Source organism: Alteromonas australica, assembly GCF_000730385.1.
Classification (GTDB): Bacteria; Pseudomonadota; Gammaproteobacteria; order Enterobacterales; family Alteromonadaceae; genus Alteromonas; species Alteromonas australica.
Genome location: NZ_CP008849.1, coordinates 3,989,356 through 4,012,042 on the forward strand (window position 1 = coordinate 3,989,356; position 22,687 = coordinate 4,012,042).

Annotated in this window: 20 protein-coding genes; 13 read left to right on the forward strand and 7 right to left on the reverse strand. The window is 45.0% G+C overall.

Annotated features, from left to right (window positions below; translation table 11 throughout):
- The first annotated feature begins 38 nt into the window (after window positions 1-38).
- From EP13_RS17375 to EP13_RS17400, 6 genes are all read left to right on the forward strand, one after another.
- Window positions 39-2,117: a TonB-dependent receptor plug domain-containing protein gene (locus tag EP13_RS17375; protein ID WP_044058385.1), complete on the forward strand. Its 2,079-nt coding sequence runs from the start codon at window positions 39-41 to the stop codon at window positions 2,115-2,117.
- Window positions 2,118-2,287: 170 nt separating this feature from the next.
- The gene (locus EP13_RS17380) at window positions 2,288-5,104 is read left to right on the forward strand and encodes a glycine betaine ABC transporter substrate-binding protein (protein ID WP_156026775.1); all 2,817 of its coding nucleotides are present in this window, start codon (window positions 2,288-2,290) and stop codon (window positions 5,102-5,104) included.
- Window positions 5,105-5,295: 191 nt separating this feature from the next.
- Window positions 5,296-5,688 carry a YybH family protein gene (locus EP13_RS17385; RefSeq protein WP_044058387.1) on the forward strand — a complete coding sequence of 131 codons (393 nt, stop codon included), beginning with the start codon at window positions 5,296-5,298 and terminating at the stop codon, window positions 5,686-5,688.
- A 209-nt stretch (window positions 5,689-5,897) separates the two neighbouring features.
- Window positions 5,898-6,494, forward strand: coding sequence for a ZrgA family zinc uptake protein (locus tag EP13_RS17390; RefSeq protein ID WP_044058388.1), 597 nt, complete (start codon window positions 5,898-5,900; stop codon window positions 6,492-6,494).
- Window positions 6,495-6,517: 23 nt separating this feature from the next.
- Window positions 6,518-6,955, forward strand: coding sequence for a MerC domain-containing protein (locus tag EP13_RS17395; RefSeq protein ID WP_052364466.1), 438 nt, complete (start codon window positions 6,518-6,520; stop codon window positions 6,953-6,955).
- A 138-nt stretch (window positions 6,956-7,093) separates the two neighbouring features.
- On the forward strand, window positions 7,094-7,921 hold the full coding sequence (locus EP13_RS17400; RefSeq protein ID WP_231497887.1) for a 5'-nucleotidase, lipoprotein e(P4) family: 828 nt from the start codon (window positions 7,094-7,096) through the stop codon (window positions 7,919-7,921).
- 71 nt (window positions 7,922-7,992) lie between these two features.
- Here EP13_RS17400 and EP13_RS17405 read toward each other — a convergent pair whose 3' ends face one another.
- Window positions 7,993-8,562, reverse strand: a complete 570-nt coding sequence (locus EP13_RS17405; protein WP_081869592.1) for a DUF3299 domain-containing protein — start codon at window positions 8,560-8,562, stop codon at window positions 7,993-7,995.
- 164 nt (window positions 8,563-8,726) lie between these two features.
- Between EP13_RS17405 and EP13_RS17410 the strand changes: the two genes are divergently transcribed.
- Together EP13_RS17410 and EP13_RS17415 are read left to right on the forward strand one after the other, a co-directional pair.
- Window positions 8,727-9,437, forward strand: a complete 711-nt coding sequence (locus EP13_RS17410) for an ABC transporter ATP-binding protein (protein ID WP_231497888.1) — start codon at window positions 8,727-8,729, stop codon at window positions 9,435-9,437.
- The gene (locus tag EP13_RS17415) at window positions 9,427-10,659 is read left to right on the forward strand and encodes an ABC transporter permease (RefSeq protein ID WP_044058390.1); all 1,233 of its coding nucleotides are present in this window, start codon (window positions 9,427-9,429) and stop codon (window positions 10,657-10,659) included. The genes EP13_RS17410 and EP13_RS17415 overlap by 11 nt, the downstream gene beginning before the upstream one ends.
- 14 nt (window positions 10,660-10,673) lie before the next feature.
- On the opposite strand, the gene EP13_RS17420 is transcribed toward EP13_RS17415, so the two are convergent.
- Genes EP13_RS17420 through EP13_RS17435 form a run of 4 tightly spaced genes read right to left on the reverse strand, consistent with a single transcriptional unit; the run spans window position 10,674 to window position 15,719 of the window.
- Window positions 10,674-10,880 carry a YgaP family membrane protein gene (locus tag EP13_RS17420; RefSeq protein WP_044058391.1) on the reverse strand — a complete coding sequence of 69 codons (207 nt, stop codon included), beginning with the start codon at window positions 10,878-10,880 and terminating at the stop codon, window positions 10,674-10,676.
- 25 nt (window positions 10,881-10,905) lie between these two features.
- Window positions 10,906-12,303: a hypothetical protein gene (locus EP13_RS17425; protein ID WP_156026776.1), complete on the reverse strand. Its 1,398-nt coding sequence runs from the start codon at window positions 12,301-12,303 to the stop codon at window positions 10,906-10,908.
- A 7-nt stretch (window positions 12,304-12,310) separates the two neighbouring features.
- The gene (locus tag EP13_RS17430; protein ID WP_044059112.1) at window positions 12,311-13,120 is read right to left on the reverse strand and encodes an outer membrane lipoprotein-sorting protein; all 810 of its coding nucleotides are present in this window, start codon (window positions 13,118-13,120) and stop codon (window positions 12,311-12,313) included.
- 10 nt (window positions 13,121-13,130) lie between these two features.
- Window positions 13,131-15,719: an efflux RND transporter permease subunit gene (locus tag EP13_RS17435; RefSeq protein WP_044059113.1), complete on the reverse strand. Its 2,589-nt coding sequence runs from the start codon at window positions 15,717-15,719 to the stop codon at window positions 13,131-13,133.
- Between the two features lie 238 nt (window positions 15,720-15,957).
- On the opposite strand from EP13_RS17435, the gene EP13_RS17440 reads away from it, so the two are divergent.
- The 5 genes from EP13_RS17440 (at window position 15,958) to EP13_RS17460 (ending at window position 20,753) form a co-directional block, all read left to right on the forward strand.
- A complete protein-coding gene (locus EP13_RS17440; protein WP_044058392.1) occupies window positions 15,958-16,416 on the forward strand; it encodes a hypothetical protein in 459 nt (152 codons plus the stop codon).
- A 35-nt stretch (window positions 16,417-16,451) separates the two neighbouring features.
- Entirely contained in the window at window positions 16,452-17,135 is a 684-nt protein-coding gene (locus EP13_RS17445; RefSeq protein ID WP_044058393.1) for a CPBP family intramembrane glutamic endopeptidase, read from the forward strand.
- A gap of 918 nt (window positions 17,136-18,053) precedes the next feature.
- Complete coding sequence (locus EP13_RS17450) at window positions 18,054-19,262, forward strand: MFS transporter (protein WP_081869534.1); 1,209 nt, start codon at window positions 18,054-18,056, stop codon at window positions 19,260-19,262.
- A 325-nt stretch (window positions 19,263-19,587) separates the two neighbouring features.
- The gene (locus EP13_RS17455) at window positions 19,588-20,364 is read left to right on the forward strand and encodes a siderophore-interacting protein (protein WP_044058394.1); all 777 of its coding nucleotides are present in this window, start codon (window positions 19,588-19,590) and stop codon (window positions 20,362-20,364) included.
- Between the two features lie 197 nt (window positions 20,365-20,561).
- Window positions 20,562-20,753, forward strand: a complete 192-nt coding sequence (locus EP13_RS17460; RefSeq protein ID WP_044058395.1) for a CsbD family protein — start codon at window positions 20,562-20,564, stop codon at window positions 20,751-20,753.
- 56 nt (window positions 20,754-20,809) lie between these two features.
- Here EP13_RS17460 and EP13_RS17465 read toward each other — a convergent pair whose 3' ends face one another.
- Both EP13_RS17465 and EP13_RS18960 read right to left on the reverse strand, forming a co-directional pair.
- Window positions 20,810-21,640 (reverse strand): response regulator transcription factor, encoded by an 831-nt coding sequence (locus tag EP13_RS17465; RefSeq protein ID WP_044058396.1) that lies wholly within the window; start codon window positions 21,638-21,640, stop codon window positions 20,810-20,812.
- The gene (locus tag EP13_RS18960; RefSeq protein WP_052364469.1) at window positions 21,630-22,535 is read right to left on the reverse strand and encodes a LysR substrate-binding domain-containing protein; all 906 of its coding nucleotides are present in this window, start codon (window positions 22,533-22,535) and stop codon (window positions 21,630-21,632) included. The genes EP13_RS17465 and EP13_RS18960 overlap by 11 nt, the downstream gene beginning before the upstream one ends.
- Window positions 22,536-22,687: the final 152 nt, after the last annotated feature.

Genomic DNA, 22,687 nt, shown 5'->3' on the forward strand with positions numbered 1-22,687 from the left:
GCAACTTGCAACCTAATACCACTATAAATGGAAACGTTATGAAAAAAACACTGACAGCCTTGGCGGTTATCGCCCAAGGTGTTACCCAATGCGCCTTAGCACAAGAATCACAAGGCGAAATAATTACGGTTATCGGAAGCCCGCTTACCCAAGTAGACGCTGAGCGTATCAACACTTCATCAAATACCGATGCCGACTTTGGCGATCAAATTGAGAAGTTAACAGGGGTGAGCATTACCCGTAATGGCCCTGTTACTGGCCTTGTTCAATATCGCGGCTTGTACGGCGATCGAGTGGGCATAACCATAGACGGCGTAGATATCGCAGGGGCTGGGCCAAACGCGATGGATTCACCTCTCTCTCACGTCCTTCCTGAACCCGGCCTTCAGGCGGTACTCTATCGCGGTATTGTGCCGGTAAGCGCTGGTGTACAAACCCTTGGCGGTAAGCTCGATATACGCGCCGATGACAGTGCCCTGTTTAATTTGGCAGATGGTTTGAAGGCTAATTTTAATGGTGCACTTTTCTCTCCTGGCACAGGACAGCAATATCAAGCTAATGGCGTATACCGTTTCGAAAGTGGTTTTTTAACTGGCGCGTTCACCCATCAACAACGGGATGAGCGGGAGGCCGCTGACGATATCGCGATTCCTAATAGCGCGTATTTACGTAACGGCGCAAAATTACGGGCTGGCTATGAGCAGGGCAATCACCAATTTACCGCGTCGTATCAAGCGCTAAATACAAATCAAAGTGGCACTCCGGCTTTAGCCATGGACATCAACTTTATCGACGCAGCTTGGTATCGCTTAGGCTATCGATACCAAGCTTCTGATAACACGTACTTTGTCTTAAATGCATTTGGCAATAGTAATCAGCACGCTATGGATAACTTCAGACAACGTCCCGTGATGATGGACAGTATGGCAAGGCAAAATGACGCGGACGCCATTGCTCAGGGATTCAACACGTCTTATGTCACCCCTCTCTATAACGGGACGATTACTCTAGGTGCCAATGTTGCTCACAAACGCAATAATTCCACCATCAGCAACCCAAATGACGCCAGCTTTTACATCAATAATTTTGCCTCCACCGAGCAAGATACTTACAGCCTATTCTCTGAATGGGAAGGTGTAAGAAACACGGTGCAGTATCAATTTGGCGCCCGTTTTACACAGGTGAATGCAGATGCAAACGATGTGGGCTCAAATATGGAGATGATGAACGATGCGGTTGCGAGCCTCGCCATAAGCTTTAATGGTGCCGACCGAGATAAGCGTTTTACTATGTTAGATTTAGCGGCAACCCTTGAAACAGCTATTGGCGACAACGCTATGTTCTTTGCGGGGGTATCTCAAAAGAACCGAGCACCCAATTACTATGAGTTATACACCTGGCTACCATTGGCAATAACTGGCGGTATGGCAGATGGGTTTAATTACATAGGCAATACGGCTTTAAAAGAAGAAACCGCACGCCAAATTGAATTCGGTACCACCTTTAGCGCAAAAAATTGGACGATATCTCCGCGGTTCTTTTACCAAGATATAGAGAATTACATCACTGGAATGCCCAGCGAAAACACATCAGCTATCATGTTTTCTAATATGATGAGTGGTACCGTTCCTTTTCAATGGGCCAATACCGATGCGGTAATGAAAGGCGTTGATATCACCCTTCACGGTGAACTTTTAGATAACCTCTCCTTAGATATGCTGGCAAGCCACACCCATGGCAATAGAGACGACATTGACGATGCGCTTTTTCGGATAGCCCCCGAGCGCCTGGTAACCCGTTTACAATGGCAAACCGCATTGTTCGCTTCCCCGCTCTCCCTAGAAGTCACGTCTGAATTGGTAGGCAGTCAATCCCATGTTTCCGCCTTGCAAAGCGAAACCGCTACCGCAGGCTATGGCCTTTTACACTTAAGCGCAAAATGGCAACTGACCCCCGTATTTGCCGTTAGCACACGGATTTCAAATGTAACCGATAAGTACTACGCGGCGCATACTGCCGGTATAAATAGAGTATCGGATGATGCCAATATTGCCACAGGAGAGAAACTACCAGGTGCAGGCAGAGAGTGGCAACTATCGCTTCAACTGGCGTTCTAACAACGTTTACGTTGGCATAGTCCCATTAAACGTTATGCTATGGGTCGACAACTTCTTGAATATAAGGCACTGCAGTGCCTTATATTCTAGTCGCTAAAAATGAATCGGTCGTGATAGGATTTACGTTATAAAACAATTTGCCTAACGACCTGCTTTATAAAGGATTAATCTTGCGCTCTTTCTTAACCATGGTAGTTCGCTCTCCCGTCATGCTCATGTGCGTATCCATTGTTCTGTGGATGCTATACCCCCCTCTTGTGAACTACTTAATCGATCGCTCAAGCACCTTATTTGTCGCTGGCATTTCTCATACGCTCGCTGCGATTGCAACCTTGGCGGTGGTCGTTTTTGTATCCATTGGTGATAAGAAAAATGGATTAGCGTCCCTTTTTATTAAGTACAAGCGCCGCGAATTACTTGTTCCTACACTCGGTTCGGGCGTACTCATCTGTGCTAACCACCTGCTACTTTATGCTGCGCTAGAGTCATCTCGAGAGTTTGATGTTATTGCCATTTTGATATTTGAAGCCTGGCCCATCTTATTCTTTTATATTGATAGTACTTTTAGAAAAGCTCAGCGTACTACCTCAGCTACAGACTATATCTTTTCTGGCGCGGCATTCGCTGGCTTCATTGTGTTGATGGCGCCTAACATCAGCCTCGCCGACTGGCTGCTACTTGAGAGCCCCATGCTCAACACCATTCTGCTAGCTGCTTTAGGTGGCTTGGCTATGTCCATAAACTGTTATATGCGTATGAAGTGTATGGACGCCTGGAGTCAGCTTTCTGAACAATACGATTTGTCGCTAACCCCCTTACGCCGTGCAATTCTGACTGAAGGTGGCGTGCGCTGTGTGGCAGCTCCACTAATTCTCACCACGTTATTTTTGTTTGGTCATCTAGAAAATCAATTTACGCACATTGACTACCTCATTGTTGCCTTTGTCGGCATAGCAATCTTAGCTCTAAGCAGTTTACTTTACGATCTTTCTGTTTACTCTGCGCCTAACGCCTCAATCAGTGTATTTTGGTATTTTATGCCCGTGGGCGCAGTGATTATCCTCGCGACCATGCAAGGGCGCATCCTTAATCAATACGAAGCTGTGGCTTCTGTGCTTATCGTCTCGGCAAACATTTTCTTAGGGTTAAAGTTTCCTTTGCGTTCGTCTCTTTTAATCTTATTTACCTCTGTTTGTTTAATCGGGATTTGGCTGATTTTTGCCCCCACTTATCCTATTGACTCGTATTACGATTTACTCGCCGTCTCAACGGTTTTCTTTGTGTTGTTGGCCACGTTTGCATTGGAAAGAACCACCTCTTTAAATCGTGAGAGAGAGCGTTTGCTAGGGGAGTTCAACGAAGCGGTCATGCGCTTGCCCAAGCAACCGAATACTGACGAAATAATGAGAGAGAAATATCAACCGCTGATTTACAACTATGTGACGAAGCACCTCTTTACCTTTGTGCGTGCGTTTGGAAATCTCAGCGAAATGCGCCACGTTCAAAATGAAATTCAAGAAATAAAACATCAGTTACTTTCTCAGGCAGGCGAAAAAGGGCGACTTAGAGAACAGCTTTTAAGCACATTTAACGTGGGTGAGAAAATCATGACCATGGAGAGTGATAGGATCCCCCCTGAAGAATTTGTTATTTTGATTTTACTCGGTGCCACCAATGTCTTCTTCTCTTTGATTTTCAGGCCCGATAATTTTTCCGCAGCGCTATTCTCGCTGATAGTGGCAACCTCAGTGATTTTCCTCATTTTATTAATCAATGAGAGAGACAAATATACACAGGTTAGACATGACCATGCGTTAGTTTGTGGGGATATGCTTAGTTATGCGGCTACCTTTAACCAAGGCGCAAATTCTGAAAGTAACAGCACGGTGGCGGCGGTAAAACACACGTTGGAGACCAAATCCACGGGTGTAAACAATGCCGTGCACAGCTACTGGGTTTTTGGCGTATTTACCTTTCTTTTCTTTGGTTTTGGCTATGCGCTTTTGTATGAAACACTCAATAAAATGCAGGCCGATGAATCATCACCCATCGTCTCTAGTCGAAACATGAATAACGCCCACGTTAACATTGCTCTTTTAGATTGGCCTGCGGCGCAAATTAAAGCGCACATACTCAGCGATATCATCAATACTCATACCGAAACGAAGGCACATTTAGTTTCCGTTGCTCACAAGCGCGCATTTGAAGAAATAGGGAAAAAGAAAGGCGCTATTGATGTACACCCAGATATCTGGGTGGCTAACAATGCCCCGCTAATTAGAAAGTTTGTTCGCGCTTTTAAATCAATGACATTGAGCCAAGCTTCGTCCTACGGTCAGCAAGGGCTCTGTTACACAAATTACCAAGACGCTACGCCACTTTCTATTGCAGAATTAGCCTCCTCTGATACCGCAGCACAGTTTGATTTATCCAATGATAGTAAAGGTGACATCTGGGTAGGCGCAAAAGGATGGACCGCAGTCGATATTGAAAAACGTCGACTAAACGCTTATGGCCTATCAGCTTATTACGATTATCATGTATTTGATCAAGATTTATTGCATCAATTGCTTAAGCGCAATAATGAAAACCAACAACCAAGCCTGTTTTTCTGCTATTACCCAGATGCGCTGTTTAGTAATGCTAACGTTCAGTTTGTCGATGAAGCGCCCCATAACGAAGCGCACTGGCTATCCATCACAAGAAGCGCTGAAGATAATGATGACCTAATAGGTACCTCATGGCCTCGCACCGAAATAAAAATAGGTTATCGCGCTTCTCTTGCAGAATCTTTACCTTCCATCGCTAAGTTACTAGACCACTATTTAATAGAAAATGAGGAATTAGTAAGCATGCTACATGAAATCGAGGGCGGCGCTCACGTGGAAGACGTTTCACAGGAATGGGTGAATGAGCATAACCATGACATTATTGAGTGGCTAACTGGCTTTGCGATTGCCTCTGACAATGACGATAAAGCCCCTTAACGTTTTACCGTTGACTTTTCACAAACCACGTTGAATACTGTGAACATGAATTTATACCTGACGAAAACAATGCCCATTACACAATCGGTACTAAGCATTATTATTCTCGCTATTCTTAGGAATTGGCGGGTACGTTAGTGTGTAAATAAAACCTTCACTAAAACCCGCCGTACTAAAACGAGACGACAGCCATGAACAACGCGATAACCCATGTATTACACCATTTGCATAGCGCGGTGAATGCAGGTGATAAAGACGCCCTTTCAGCCTGTTATGGTCATAACGCAAAAGTGGTAGCTAGCCCCATAAATAGCACAACACAGCGCGATTGCATTTCAGCGCTCAACCAATTTCAGCAGAAATTTATGCCTGAGCATATTGTCACGACCGGAGACGAAATCGTGATTGAGGCGGGGGATGTGGCGCTAGTGATAGCGAAACTCTATCTCGTTCCAAAGCATACCCCCCATGCGCTTCCTTGCGAAGGTAAGCGTGCTGTGTATGTGATGCAGCGCCAAAGCGACGATAGCTGGAAATGTATCATCGATAATTTCTTCGGCACTGATTTGCTTGATTTCGCCTAAGGTGAAAGTCGTACATACCGCGCCCCTATACCGTCACCCCAAAGAGCAGGGTCCCCTGCTCTTTTATTATTCGCTTGCAAGCAAAAATAATACGCCCAATGCCGCTGGGTATAACTTCATATTAATGTCTTCCCAATGCAAATGTGATAATATAACAACTTCAACTTTAGATATGTTATACTGTAACGATTAAGCAAAAGTTAATTGTCATGAGTGTCAGTTTCTTGATTAGAACATTTACTTTAGGTGTGGCGGGGTTGGGCGCGATAGCTGGCGCTATGCTTATGATTGGATCTGCCCAAGCCGCTGAGAATGAACACCGTCATGGTCAAGGAAGCCTGCAAATTTTGCAGGCTGAGAATCAATGGCAAATAACGCTTTCATTACCCCTCGATGACGCGTTTGGCTTTGAGCATGCCCCTGAAACAGATGAACAGAAATCACAGATACGGCACTTCGTTGCTCAGGCAGAATCTTTCGATACATTTATAAAAATGCAGGGAAATTGTTCACTTCAAGGTGCCACCGTAAATTTACCTTGGCCCTTTTATGCAGATGGCGAACCTCCTCGTCACAGCGAGAATGCGCACAATGAAAGGGTGCATGAAGAAGCGCATTCGCATAAAGACGTAGAAGCGGTTTATCAGATTGGCTGTGAAGAGGCGATTGAGTCAATAACAGTAAACGTACCCGCCATTTCACCCTCCTTGGTGTCTATTGACGCGCAATGGGCTACAGAAAAAGGGCAAGGCATGCAAATAATCACGCCGAATGACAATACGCTTTTTCTGCGCCGCAAAAATTAACAGTGACTGATGTGGAGTGATAAATGAGAAACACGTTTACGGATTCATCAATGCCAAAATTTGCACCTAAATTACAAACACGCACGGATAAGCTAGCCATATTGTTATCGTCTATGTGTGTGTTGCATTGCCTACTTACCCCTATTTTGCTTATTGCCATTCCTTCTCTTGCAGGCGTTGCTCTGTTAAATGATGAAACCTTTCATCGTGTGATGTTATTTTTTGTGGTACCCAGCGGTGTTTTAGCCTTGGCTATTGGCTACTCTCATCATCAAAAAGGGGGGTTAGCAATATCGGGGATATTGGGTCTTGTGGTGCTCAGCAGCCCTTTGTGGCTGGGTCATGAGTATTTGGGCGAAACAGGTGAAGTGGTGGTAAGTGTCATCGGGTCGGCCATTATCGTGGCGGTGCATACCGTAAACTACCGATTAGGCAAACGTAAGCCCGCTTTACCGCAATAATGCGGTCATTAATCTAAGCCCTCGAAATTTATACTTTCTTTTATCCTCTGGCAGCATAAACTGGTAGTTTCGTTTTAACCTGCTGGCATTATTGTTTGACACCAAGCCATCGCATTCAAAATTCTAAGGAAATTTATTTTGTTTTCATTCCCAACGGCTTTGCTTAGCAAACGCACACTTCCTCTAATCATCTGTTCGCTAACGTTGGGCGCCTGCGCTAGCACTACTGGCGCTATGCAAGCGGAAACTAATGCGGAATCTAATGCGGAATCTAATGCGGAAAGTTACCCCCTGTCTACCGCCGTGGTATACCAAACCGAAAGCAAAGAATACCCGCTACTAAGCAGCTACGTTTATGCGCAAGCGACAAAAGCCCTGCCGACGTCTTTCCAGCCAAGCGATGTGATTGTTATGGATGTTGATGAAACGGTTCTCGACAATAGCCAATATCAAAGAGAGCGCGAACAGCAAGGCTTGGGCTATTCCTCAGAAAGTTGGAACGCTTGGATTGCCCGTAAAGAAGCCACAGCAGTACCTGGCGTAACCGCCTTTTTAAACGAGGTTGTCGCGCGAGGAGGTAAAGTGGCTCTAGTGACCAACCGCGACAAGTCTATGGATGATGCAACCTGGCAAAACTTATTAGCATTAGGCTTACCTTTAACCGCTGAAAATACCTGTATTCTAGGCCGCACGGCACAAGATAAAACGACGATAGACGGTAACACTGTTATTAACGATAAAGACTTAAGGCGCAGCCAACTTAAACAAGGTACCGTCAACTGTTCTAATTCGACAACGGCAAGCAAGCCCACTTGGCAAACTCAGCATAAGTTGCTTATGCAAATTGGTGACAATATTGAAGATTTTGAGGGCGTGACGCAGGAGCATGCCAATGTAGATGCCTTATTGCCTAAGGTAGGTAAAAGCCTGTTCATCTTACCTAACCCTATGTATGGCTCTTGGTGATTTAACAGTAAGCAGGTGCTGATAATGTAGCACCTGCTATTGTTGGCCGAGTATTTGAAACTAGAGCATCTTTACTCCTCGTACAGCGCATAATTATCCAGTGACAATGAATAGGCCGATGTACCCATAGCATCTACTTTTTGTTCTATGGATACGACACCTTCAAACCAGTAAGGATCGTAAAGGTTTTCCAACGTAATGCCTTGCTCTGACTCGACATACAAAATTTGATTTGGCGGTGGCGGCGGCATGTGTAAGCAGGCACCGAAATAGGGCACAATAAAAAAGCGCGTTACTTCTTTATCTTCATTTTGTTCCAAAGGTACGATGAATCCGGGAATACGAATGGCTTTTCCGTCAAACCCTTGAATAACACGAGTGGATGACAGCGCGGCTTGGTATTGTTGCGCCTGTTCATCTTCTAACTGACGTTGCTGAAAGCTGTCGAGAGCATCTTGCGCCGAACCATCGGCGATGTCATCCAAAAATGCTGGCCTATTTAACAGGGCACTTAAGTCTTCGGCGGGCATTAATTCTGTCCAATCTATGTCTTCATAGATTTGCGCATCTGCACTAACAGCGGGCGCACTTGACACTATCAATATACCGCTAGCAATAAATACATAAGCTGCCACTTTCATGGAGGCGATTACGCGCAAAAATTTTGCGGTTGTTTTTCTAATTACGTGCATATAAGGTTTTACTCAAATCCGTCAGTTAAGCGTTAGACGCGATAACATGCATTCGCCTTATCGCCATAACATGTTATAACATAACACAAACTATAACGAGTCGTTGAAAAATTTTGACCGCTAAAATACCTACTTCATCGCTAACACCAGTGATTACCATTGACCAATTAGCTTACGCCTATAATAAGCAGGCGCCGTCTTTTGTTTTGCCCAAATGGCAAATAGAAAAAGGGCAGCGAATCTTTCTTCATGGCCCCTCTGGCGCGGGGAAAACAACCTTACTTAATTTGTTAGCAGGAATTTTAGTCCCCCAGCAAGGCACCATTCATTTACTCGATAAGCCCTTTTCAGCCTGTCGCGACAGCCAACGAGATAAACTTCGGGCCCAACACATAGGCGTTGTTTTTCAGCAGTTTAATTTAATTGCTCATTTGAGCGTTTTAGACAATATTAGGCTTGCCGCCTATTTCGCCAAGCAAGGTAAACAGGTAGATGAGCACGCCTTCGACTTACTGCATAAATTGCAGCTACCCGATAACATTGCCAGCCAACCTGCCAGCAGCTTAAGTATTGGCCAGCAACAGCGCGTTGCCATAGCACGCGCGTTAATTAACGCCCCTGAATTATTATTGGTGGACGAGCCAACCTCGGCACTCGATGCCAACGCGCGAGATGCCTTTATGTCGTTGTTATTGAATTTATGTGAGGCACATAACACTACCGTCATTTTTGTCAGCCACGACCCGCAATTAGCAAGCTACTTTTCTCAAAAGGTGGCGTTGCAAGAATTAGTGACGATAAAGGAGCCAAACCATGTTGTTTAGGTTTGCATTAAGTAGCTTAAAAAGCAGAAGAAAGTCGGTACTGCTTACCTTTTTGTCGCTGCTGATCAGTATTAGCGTACTACTTAGTGTTGAGCATATTCGCAGTCAAGCGGAACAAAGCTTTTCCCGCACAGTATCAGGCGTAGATTTAATTGTAGGCGCGCCAAGCGGGCAGTTGAATTTACTGCTATACAGTGTGTTCAGAATGGGAAGCCCTACCAACAGCATTTCGTATAGCAGTTATGACATGCTTCAAAATCACGCTCAAGTTGCGTGGGCCGTGCCCATTGCGCTAGGTGATACCCATCGTGGCTACCGCGTTTTAGGGACAAGTCGCGACTATTTCACGCATTTTCATTATGGCAATAAACAGCCATTAGTGTTTTCATCGGGGGGCGCTTTTGCCCAGCCTTTAGAGGCGGTGATGGGTGCCGATGTAGCCAAAAAGCTAGGCTACCAAGTAGGTGACGATATTGTTATTTCTCATGGTGTCGGCGCGGTTAGCTTTAAAAATCATGACGATGCCCCCTTTACTATCACAGGCATTCTTGCGCCAACAGGGACACCTGTGGATAAAACAGTTCACGTAAGCTTGCAAGGTATTGAAGCTATGCATATGCCTGCTAAAGCATTGCGGCAATATTTAAGCGCCTCTAGCGAAACGCAACTAAACCTAAAGCCAAAACAGATAAGCGCGGTATTGGTGGGGCTTAACAATAAATTTGCCACCTTCACCTTGCAGCGACAACTTAATAACTACAAAGGCGACAGACTCATGGCCATATTGCCTGGGGTAGCATTAGCCCAGCTGTGGCAGATGATGGCAAGTGTAGAAAACATTCTTATGGCCATCAGTGGCTTGGTGATGCTCTCTTCATTATTTGGGTTATCCACCATGTTGTTAGCCTCTATGCAACAACGAGAGCAAGAAATAGCCGTACTTCGAATACTAGGGGCAAGCAGCTTAACATTGCTTATGCTGATTGTGGTGGAAGCCTTAATCATCACTCTCAGTGCTTGCTTGGCTTCCCTATTACTGACATTTGGCTTGTTTACTTTATTTAGTGACACACTTGCTAACCATTATGGGCTATTTATTTCAGCCAACGTGCTCTCCCCCACCAACGCTGTATTGCTAGCAGGCGTGGTAGTCGCCAGCTTACTGACGTCCCTCATTCCAGCTATAGATGCCTATCGAAATGGCCTTCATGCCCGGCTATAACCGGGCATGCAAGATTAGGCGAGTTCGCGTTCACTTTTAAGCCCCAACACCTTTTTAAAAAATAACGTGGCTGGGCAAAAACCGGTAAAACTTTGCTGAAATAAATTGGCACCAACAAACACCGTTAACCAAACAAAGTTTGGATGAACCCAATAAGTTAGCGCCACTGACAACAGCACCATAAAGCCAGCAAATGCCGTAAGCGCTTTTTCTTGAGACATACTATTTCCTCTTTAAGTTTACGCGTTAATAGAAATAACGTAACGCCATATAACCGTTACTGCCATTTTCAAATTGCCCCCAGAAGGTGTCATCATCGCGGCCGCGAAAACCATTAATGCCGACGCGAAACTGCCAATTGTCTGTGGGCGTATAACGTAATTCGGCTTTTACATAACCATCGTTATCTGTGGGTGAATAGAACAAAAAACCGTTAATCGTGAGGGTTTGACGCAACGCCAACCATGTAAGGCGTGCGGTCAACCAATGTCGCACCTGAGCTTGTTCATGCTCTGGGTAATAAGCGACGTCCATCAACTGTGAGTAGCGCTGGGTAACTTCACTATACCATTGAGCTCCACCGTTAAGATTTGGTGCTAGCTCTTGGTTATAGCCAAGCAGAAAACGCTGTTGCGAATTAGGAATTCGAGGGTTGCGTCCACGGCTGTCGTCTACACTGTGATAATAAGCATACTCAGCATTGAATATGCCCTTATATAAGGGCATAACCACACTTGCTCCCACCACATTTAATCGGCTGTAAAGGAGCTCACCCTGCTCTGTCGTCGACAGCGGTTGCTTGTAGTAACCTCGGTATCCGTAAAGCGCCCACTGCGTGCTATTGAAGTTGCGATGCAACCTCACGGCTAATTCTGGCGAATTTGGCGTATGCTCTTTTGAAACGGAAAATCCGGGGGCGATATTTTGACCTGCTTGCGCACTAAAAAATGAGAAGACGTCACCGTTAATGGCAATATCCGGCTCAAACTCCGGCGTAACCACTACGTCAATATTCAATGCTGAAAAATACCCCGAAAGCTTAATAGAAGCACTCGGCGCTTTTAAATATTCGTCACTTCGACCAGCAAAAAAAGAGGGGTAGTCTTTGGGAAAAAGGTCATTTAAAAATACATAGTCGCCCGTGCCCCATGTCAGAACTTGTTGGCCGATTTTTACGTCGAAGGCATTACCCCATTCCCCTAACCCTGATAAATTACCCTGCCATGCTAATTCACGTATTTGTGCTTGCCATTTATCTTGTACGCCATCAAACCAAAGATCACTTTTAAACGATAGCGCGGAGGTAGAAAGTAGATAATCTAGGTTAATGCGTGCTCTAACGTCACTTAAGGTTTGGCGTGTGGATACTGCGTCATCAGACTGCCATCGGTAACCTTGAGTCGCTTCTAGAAAGCCGGAAATAGTGAGCGCAGAGGTAGTGTCTGTTGCAACATCCCACTCATCGTCAAAAACCTCATCCCACTCACTACTGTCGCTAGATGTATTGGCTTCTTGCTGCACGGCTCGATTTTGCATGGCCGTTTCTGATGACGACGTTTGCGCTTGCACCGCTAATGGCAGTAACCCCACTACCGCCATATACAATGGCATAAGCCCCAATGCCCAACATGATCTTTTCATCATGTTAACCTTAGTTTAAGTACGCGTGAGGAGGTGTACGTAAGCTTCGCTCACTAAAAATAGAATCAGGTAATCCTATATTGTAAGCGACTCCCCGAAACTCCATTAGGGTATAACCACCAGAAGTAAGGTCAGACACTTTGCTTCTTACTACTGTTGGCTTGCCTTCTATTGAGTCAATTTTTACCGCTTCCACTCTACGATAATTTTGCTCTCCCTTATAAAAGTTAATTAACGTGGGCAGGTAGGTTGCTTTGTCTATCTCTACAATATAGTGAGAAAATTCGACGCTGTCTGGGTTGATGGGAGTCGCCCTCAAAACGAAATGGGAGTCGGTTTCAGGAAGCAATGTGAAGTTATCCTCTTTCGTTGCTCTGCCCGACACATCTTCATAAAAAAAGTGAGAGCCAACAAAGGACGTTCGCTTATCACCAGCGGCAATACGTTTGACTAAATCAAGCGCGGGAAGATAAAGCCACCTATCGTCGTCTTCAGACAAGGCAGCATGCTTCTCCACACGAAACACCGTGCCTTTAACTTCGGTAGGACGTTGGAAAAAAACCAACATACGTTGATCGCCGGTTTCAACACCCGACTCATCAAGTACGTCTTTACGTAACAAAGTAAATTGGCGCATTTGTTTTCGGCCTTGGCTATCGACAATGATCATTCGCGCCATTGATCGGCCATCATCACCAGCATAGTAAGCCGCCTTTTCAGACATTGCGACAAGGCTTTTTACATCGGGGTCCGCGTCGGCTTTAGCCACACCAACCAATGTAACCGCCAATGCCAAAGACACACAAAGTAGTTTAATCATTTTCATCTTATTACTCCTTTGGGAACACCCAAGGTTTAAGTAAAAACATAGCAGCAGGCAAAACAAGCAAAGTGACTAGGGCAGAAATCGCCATGATGCTCGCGAGAAACACGCCCACAGTGATATAAGGCACAAGCGGCGCTAGTAGCAGGGGCGTAAAACCCAGAGCGATAACAAGGGCGTTACGGCTAATGGCGCTCGCGGGCTCGTCAAACATAGCGTTTAGCGTGAAATTCACATCACCAGTTTGTCGATAGATTTCACGGGCCCGAGCCAGGAAATGAATGGCGAAGTCTACAGACAACCCCAACGTAAGCGCCGACAGCACGGCGATTGGCATGTCATAATCTTTACCCACCAAACCAATAGCGCCGTATATAAACGTGATAGTGATGGTCAGTGGCAACATGGCGAGAATACCAAAAACGAAAGAACGGAATAGCAGCACCATCATCACAAATACAATCAAAAAAGCACTCAACAAACTATCGAGCATGCCTGCAACCATATTGTCTTGCCAGACTACATTCAGGTATGCCTTACCTGCCCACTGGTGGGTAATGCCCTCTGGCAGTGGATTGCCTTCGAAGTAACCATTGACGGCGTTGATTACCTGCGTCATATCTTGGTTGTCACCACTGGTAAGCTGCAGCCAAATAAGTGTTTGCTGATAATCTGGGGTTACAAAATGCCATAAATCTTGCGGGCGATGAGACGATTGGTACTGCAGAATGTGCTGTGCTACCGCTTGCTGAGAATGCGGCAAGCGATAATCTAGTGGGTCGCCAGATAATAGCTCTCGGTTAACCACTTTTACGATATCAGCAAGTGACTGGCTTTTCCCTACCAGAGGGTGTTCAGTCAGAAACGCCTGCAATTGAGACACCACCGCCAAGTATTCAGGCTGCTGAAATACGTTGCCCTGGACCCTTGCGGCATCCACTTTTTCGGCTAAACCTTCAAGCACCGCTATGGCTGCATCGGAATACCCCTCAAACAAGGCGTCATCAATCGCCATAGCCAACACAGTCAACTTATTATCGCTGTGGGCAACGGCCAGTTCAGACAACGCACCTTTTGACCACGCCGCCAACTCATCAGGAAGAGGGAATTGATTGAGCAGGGCTTTTGCATCTATCGCATTTGCGCTATTTTTCAGCACAATATACGCATTGTACGTGCCCGCGAATTCCTTATTCAAGGCAGTATCAGCAACCCGTATTTCATGATCAGCCTTAAACCATCTCACGGGATTATCATTAATTTGTATCTGGGAAATGCCCCACACCGACACGCCACACACCAACGCAAACGCTACCAACAACCCACCTTTGTAGCGTAAGGAGATAACCCGTAAAGCCTCTGTCATTTTTTGGAGTAATGTACGGTTTTGACTATGTGACGTATGCATTGCTTGTTGCAATTTTACCAGGGCTTTCGGCGACATACGGGATATATAAGCGGGAATAAAGGTTAGGGTAACAATAAACGCTAACAATATTCCCATACCAATATAGGCACCAAAAATCTGCACCGGGGGAATGGGTGTCAGCATTAATGAAAAAAAGCCTGCCGAGGAGGTTAGCGACGTAAATAACATTGGCTTATACAAATGCCCGACAACAGTTTGAATCACTGATGCTGCACTTTCACCCGGTTTATATCTATCAGAAAATTCTGACAAAATGTGAACGGCATCTACCACCGCAATCGGCATGAGGAAAATGGCGATCATGGAAGACATAATATGCACGGTAAACCCCATGCCAATTAAACTTCCCATGGTGATGATAACCGTTGCCATTGCCACGACCATAGGCGCCACAATCAATGGAATATTGCGGAAAAATACAAACAGCAATAGAAATATCATTAAGCCTGCGGCGGGGGCGGCAATACCCATTTGCACAAACATTTCTTTACCAAACTGATCTTCAGCTATAGGCAAACCTGTGATGTGCCAATCCCCGTTGACCGACTGAGTTTCGGGCAGCTTGGCAATAAACTGGCGTATTGCTTGGCCGATAGCGTAGCTTTGATTTTTGTCCACTATTGGCACATAAATCGCCGCCGCTTTTCCCGTTTCGGAAACCAGCGTGTTGTATAACATGGGCAAACGCTCTACAGCGTGTTTCACTTCAAGCGCTTGCACAGTGTCCTTTGGCGCAGTAGGCATAAGCCACGAAAAATTAAGGGTCCCATCGCTGCCTTGACGAATATTATCCACCGTAGACAGTGCCATCACGTCTTGCGTCACAACCCCGTCTAATTGAAGAATATATTCGGTTAACGCGTGAATGTTCTTTAGGAGTTCGGGGGAATAGATAACACCATTCTCTCGTCCGGCATTCCCTCGTCCTGCATTATCGTGGGACTGGGTAGCCACCACCCCCACAACAATAGCGTCGTACATCGAAAAGGTTTGCTTAACCTCGTTGTGTATTACACGTTGTGGATGTTCTTCAGGCAGCATATTTTCTGGGTCGGTGTCTATTTGAATCAGCCTGATTTGCCATGCCGCAATAAGCGTTAAGACAGCCAAAATACCGTATACCCACTTACCATGAGTCGAGCTTACTTTGATAAAAAAAGAGGCCATTAACACCATCCCAAACAAATATTAGAAACTCATTATATAATAACCTTCTAATATTTCAACTCCACAGAGTTGCACTAATAAAATAGGGGCCATCTATGAATGGGTGAGTTGACCAAAGAAGGGGGCGTTTAATGCTTTATTTAAACACCAATGACTGTTAGCTTAAGAGCCACTAGGCGATAAAAATGAAACAAATTGCGCCGTGCTGACTAGCACATTAGTTATCAAGGAGAGATACGTGCCTATTTGGGCTTATATATACTGCGTCTTCGTTATAGGCGGTACTTGCTATGCCATTTTCGACAAAGATAAGCTTCCTCGAGCCTATACCGTCGCCGGAGACATTCTAGACGGCTTGTGCTGTATCAATGTGTTTCTAATCGCCTTCAATCAAGTTGCCTTTGCGCACCCCAACATTGTCTCCACACTCTGTTTCATCTATACCTTAGCCTGGTCCTATCATGCCCACCGGCATTATTTTAGTTACCCAAAGTTTCGTGCTGACATTCATCATTCAGCGAAAGAGCTAGATAAGATAAGTGCGAAAAAGCATCGCGATGAAGGGCTAGACTTCACGCCTCAGTACCAATATGAACAAACAGAACGAGAAGCAAAAGCATGGTATAAGGGGGTTATTATCTTCTCAATACTCGCCTTACTGCCCTATGTATACGTTTATCTCATTTCCCTAAATTAAATTGGCGTATAGCCAAATCATGAGCCAAATTTATTATGCACACATTAGAACTCGCCCTCCTTTTTCTAATCGTTTTGTTTCCCATTGCTGACCTCTTTTTAGAGAAACACAAGTTCAATAGTAAAAGTGCGGAGTATGTGAAAAGTGCAGCCATGCTGTGGGCGGTAACAGGTTTTTTACTGTATTGTTTTTTCGAAGGAAGCTTAAGCGTGGCATCTCCTCAAGTACTTCCCACTGTAAGCTGGAAAGGATGGAGCGCAATTGCGCTATTTGTTGTTTTTATTGCCTACTTAGTGTTTGTCATCATCTCAATGAGAAAAAACCCCGAAGTAAGGAAGCAGGTCTTAGACGCCTTTAATAAAGGGGGAGATTCACTCAATGACATTTTGCCTTCCTCATGGAAAGAATACATGCTTTTTACTGCCCTGGTGTCTGTGTCGGCGGGCCTATGCGAAGAGCTCATTTTCAGGTGGTATGTGTTTAACTTTATAGACGTTCACTCACATTGGGCGGTTGCATTAGTGGTCAGTAGCCTACTTTTCGGCATATGGCATTTGTATTTAGGCTGGCAGCATGTGATTAAATCAGCGGTGGTGGGCGCGCTATTGTGTGGGCTCTATATATACACTGAAAGTATTCTCATCGTGATCGTTGCACACATTCTTATGGATATCTATTCGGGAACCGTCGCCATTTTCGCTCGCCAAAAACATACCTAAAAGGGATATTTCTGGCCAGGCATCGATGAATTTTTGTGCCTGTCTGTAAGAAGGTACAGATAGTGAGTAAATAATTCTCGCCTACACTGGCCTGAAATACCTCGATGTATTTTCACCTCAAAACTCACCACGGAAAATCATTTAAAAACATAAGGTTAAATAATTTTAACCTAAAAATAATTACTTGGCATGGTTAAAGCATATATTAGACTAACGGATAACAGTGAAGCGTTATCGTGAAGCTAGGATGGCTTTTGATTACAAGAGTAATCACAGGTAACGGGTTAGGCATTGAGATCGGCTGATAACATTGGATGTTATGGATTACGTCAGCCAAGGAAGCAGGGATGACTGGCTCATGGCAACCACTTTATTGTTAGTTAATCAGCTTTTGCGCGAACACCAATATGGATGTTCAAAAGGATAGTTAGGAAAACATACATGGCTAACATCGGATGTTAGAACGTACTCGCCAGGAAAGGCCAGTGCATAGATGGAAAGGTTTTCGCAATGGTGATTAGCCGTTTTACCGCTAGATGAAGACAGGTTATTTCACGAGTGAGATAACAAATGTCTGCGAGGAAGCGTTGATGAATACGGTGATGGAGCCACTGTTTAGTCTGACTACCTGTATCACTAGCGTTGACATGATGTCCATGTGCAGCAAAGGACTGTGACCTATTTTGGTAGCGTTGAGTAGACCTATTGAGCTACTTAGCGAAACCAACCTGAGGGCACACAAACTATCTTCGATAATTTGTGTGCGTTGTCACCCGACAACAAGCCTCTCCCCTCAAAGGCCCATCCCGGCCTTTACATACCTCTGATTTTGGCCCGCCTCTGGCGGGCATTTTTTTATATTCCAATATGTTACTATGCCTAGCATTATTAAGGTTCAGCCACTACGTCTTTTCTTTCATGACAGCCCAGACCTCTACAAGCGCCTCGCTTAATATTCTATTTTGCGCCCTACTGGCCACCGCGATAGGTCAAAGCGTTATGCTCACCACCTTACCCTCCCTCGGCAGGGAAGCGGGGTTAAGTGAATTTCATATTGCCACTATTATGTCTAGCTCTGCGCTTATTTTTGCCTTCGGTACAAGCTTTTGGAGCCGAGTTGCAAAAAAGCGAGGTTACAGACGCATACTGATGGTGGGCTTGGCAGGCTACAGCGCCGGTACCTTAGCGTTCGCAGGCATGTGGTCTTTGGGGTTTTCTGGTGTACTATCAGGGTCGGTTTTGTTTATAGCCTTATTGGTGAGCCGCAGCTTACAATCTACTATTATGTCTGCTTCGCCACCTTCTGCTGTGGGCTATGCCATTGCAATCAGTGCCAACGCAAAACGGGTAGGTGCTATTAGCCGCGTAACCTCAGCCAATAACGTAGGTCAATTGGTAGGGCCTGTTTTTGCGGGTGTGCTGGTATCTTTTAGCTTGGTATTCCCGCTTTATTGCGTGGTCATTTTCACCTTAATCGCACTGTTTTTAGTGTGGTGGAAGCTGCCGAATATTAACCATCCTAGCGTAACAACGGCTAACAAGGGTAATGCATCCGCTGCCGCTAAAACCAATAAAGGGATAACACTGGTATTAGTGCTTACTTGCGCCAGCTTATTTTGTGCTATGGCGATGATGCAACAAACCCTTGGGTTCTTTTTTATCGATCACTATCACCTTACCCCAGTGCAATCCGCGCAGCAGGTAGGCATTGCTATGATGTTAAGTGCCTCCACCGCCTTAGCGATTCAACTCCTTATCGTGCAAAAACACCGAATATCCGCCGATGGAATGATACCGCTCGCCCTTCTATGTTTGACCCTTGCCTATTTTGTTATGTATGTTCATCAACATATGATGTTACTTTACGCAGCCATGCTCTTGATGGGTGCTGGCATGGGACTAGGCTATCCGTCTCTTGCAGCGGCGGCCACCCAATACTGCAAACCGGGTAATCAAGCCCAAGTGACAGGATATATTACGGCGACACCCGCTATGGGTTACATTATGGGCCCGCCCGTCGCGGCCATGCTTTACCAAAAAAACATTCACTACCCCTTCTTAGCGGCCAGTGTACTGCTCGCTGGCTTTTTAATACTGGTCAGTTACTTTTTGCTAAGAAACAAATAACCCATAGATTAACGTACAGAAATTCAAACACTTACTGCCAAATAAGAACACTCATTCAAAAAAAACTAAATTATTTTCGCTATTGTTGAACTTTCTTATTTAAACACCGTCTTACACTACATATAAGGTCATTTATGTGTGTGGCTTTGTAGTGTGTAAATGTGTTTTCCAAGTTATGTTGTAGTTTTTTTAAGGGGCTTATTTAGCCCCTTTTTTTATTTTCTAAAAAGCAGAATTGTTTCGCGACTTTAATCCTAAACTTACAAATAGAAATGAGAACTATTATCAATATAAAATAATCTCCTGTCATCAAGAGGAGTCAAGTATGTCTAAACCTATCCCCCGTCAAGCCACTGTCATTAAATCTGAGCGTCTTACACCCAGCATTCAGCGCATTGTATTGGGTGGCCAAGCATTGCAAACTTTCCCTGCAACAAAAGCGGGCGCCTATGTAAAACTTCTTTTTGATACTCAGGGTAACCCTGTCACTGCTATTCAACAAGATTCCCCAATGGCCATGCGAACCTATACAGTTCGACATTTTGACAACGAGAAAGCGCGCATCACTCTAGACTTCGTTTTACACAGCGAATCTGGAGTAACCGGCCCCGCTTCGGCATGGGCAATGAACGCAAAAGAAGGTGACAGTATTATGCTAGCCGGGCCTGGCAGCAGTAAAGGTCTCGCAGAACAATATGACTGGGTTTTATTCGCCGGGGATCTCACTGCATTGCCGAGTATTACCAATCATTTAGCCGCGCTGCCTGAACACGTCACGGGTACCGCCGTTATCGCCATCCGCCACCCTGATGACAAAATGGCTTTAGACAAACCTAAAGGGGTTAATATTATTTGGATTGACGAGAACCACACGTCACTACATGAAAGTTTACAAAAGGTGCAATGGCAAGCGGGACTCCCTGCGGCCTGGGTAGCCTGTGAATTTTCTGATATGCGCGCTATCAGAGGGTGGTTAACGAAAGAGAAGCAACTACCTCATGAACAAGTGTACATCAGCAGCTATTGGAAAAAGGGCCGCAGCGAAGATCAACATAAAATCGAAAAGCGCCAAGACAGTGAAGCGTTTGCTGCTTTAGCGTAATAATTGGGGTTGCGAGCTAGGTTTCTGTTATGTAGGCCTTTCAAACCCCTGTAAATAATGCGCATCAAATGGTTCACCCACCTGATAAAATTCAACTTTTACCGCCTTATTTCAATAAGATACATACTGGAACAGCCATTGCAGGTTTAAGGATAACTGGCAATGTGTGTCAGCAATACTGGAAAAGGAGCCAAGTTATGAATAACGATCGTATTGAAGGCAATTGGAAAGAAATGAAAGGCAAAATCCAACAGAAATGGGGGAAGTTAACCGATGATGATATGGATGTAATCGACGGCCGCCGTGAAGAGCTAGTGGGTAAAATTCAACAAGCCTACGGCAAAAGCCGTGATGAGGCCGAAAAAGAAGTCGACGGATACCTCAATTAATCCGTAAAATCTTCCCCAAAAGCCCCTTAGCAGGGGCTTTTTTAGTGCGCACTTCTTCAATTTTCATCACCGGCTTGTGTGAGTTTCTCTAAAAAATATGAGAACAACTCAGAGTTGGAGCGCAGGTTCATTTTTGCATACAATTTCGCGCGGTGAACACGTTCAGTGCCAGGAGATATGCATAAAATATCCGCCGCAGATTGTGATGAATGCCCCATGATCACCAGCTTGGCAATTTGCTGTTCTCGTTTTGTCAGCAGTTCTGGTTCGAAATTATCCAGCAAGGCATTCACTCTATCTAGCACCAACGACGATAAGGGCTGCGCTTGCTGTGTATGCTTAAGCTGGCTCATTTCCATATGCTTTTTGAATAGTCCAATAATGGTATCGCTAACCGCATTAACTTCTTCAATATCCGCCTCTTGAAATACCGGGTTTGGCGCATAGCGTCCCATACTCATTTGCACGTAACCTAACTCGCCACAATCCACAAACAAATAAAGTAAATCTTCAATACGGCTTGGGCGATAGTAGGTTTCGTACATTTGAGAATCTTTAAAGCCTTCAGGCATTAACGTATGCCAAGGGTAAATGCCGCTTTCTGCATGCTGCATGTATGCTTGATAGGCTGGGCTTGCCACATACGCGCCATGGAGAAAACGGGCATGAAAGATTGTCTGTTCTGAGGGGGTTAAATCTGCATACAGCAATTCTGGTACGTGGTCTTTTCTATAGTGGATGGCGGAAGCACTATCAAACTCAATAAAGTGTTGAAAGTAAGCAAGCAAACAGTGGCAAAATTCTGGCTCGCCAATGGCATTTACAATGTCGACAAATTTGTTGGTGTCGTTGTTTTTCATTAAGGTAAGCCCAGATTTACATGTCATTTTTGTGGCTCAATAGCCATTTTCGAAACTGGCGAATAGCGTAGTCTTCTTGGCGCTCCTCGTCATACAAAATGTAAAACTTTTGCTGTGGCGTAAAGCTTTGTTCGCAGGCCTCCAGAAGATCGCCTTTTAATATATCTTCTTTTACTAAGTATTCGGGCAAAATAGAGACACCAATGTTATTTTTTACCGCTTGCAGCAGATAGATAAAATAGTCGAAGTGCTGCCCGCCTATCATAGAAATTTCTTTTTCAGTCATGCCAGCCTCAAGAAACCATTGCTCGGTGGTGGAGATGGCACTGCTTTGGTGGATGAAATCGAAATTAGCCACATCCCGCATGGTTTTGGCGGGTTTACGCCCACGCAAATATCTGGGTGTACACACCGCAAGGTAGGTTTCGGGCCTCAGTGGCTCCGCAAAGTAATGAGGCCAGCCGCCATCTCCCCATAAAATGGCAAAATCACAACGACGCGTATTCCGTGTAACCGACTCAAAGTCTGTGCCTAAATCAATTTCAATATCAGGGTAATTGATATAAAACTCGTTCAATTTTGGCATTAGCCAGGCAATGGCAAAGGTAGGCTCTGTGACAACTTTGAGTTTTACTGCTTTTTTATATTCCGTGTTTGAAGATATTTTCTGCGTTATTGCATTCAGGCTAGTCAAAATTTTATGCACTTCCTCTGCGTATTGCTCGCCTACTGGTGTAAGAATCAGCTGATTGTCTTGCCGGTAAAACAGTTTTCGGCCAATCATGTTTTCGAGGTTTTTCACCTGGCGGCTGACGGCACTTTGCGTAAGGTGTAATGCCTCTCCCGCGTAGGTCATGTTCAAATGATGGGCAACGGCGTCAAAACACTGCAATGAAATAATGCTGGGCAGTTTGCCTCTCATCACCTTTCCTTATTTATAAAGTAAAAATAAAACAACAATTTAGCGCCCTATCAAGCCTGAATTTACGGGGCGACCTCGTCATGATTTGGCTTATGCCAGAGTGTCGCACAAGCTATTACATTTTGGAATGGCACTAGGATTTTTCATTGTTT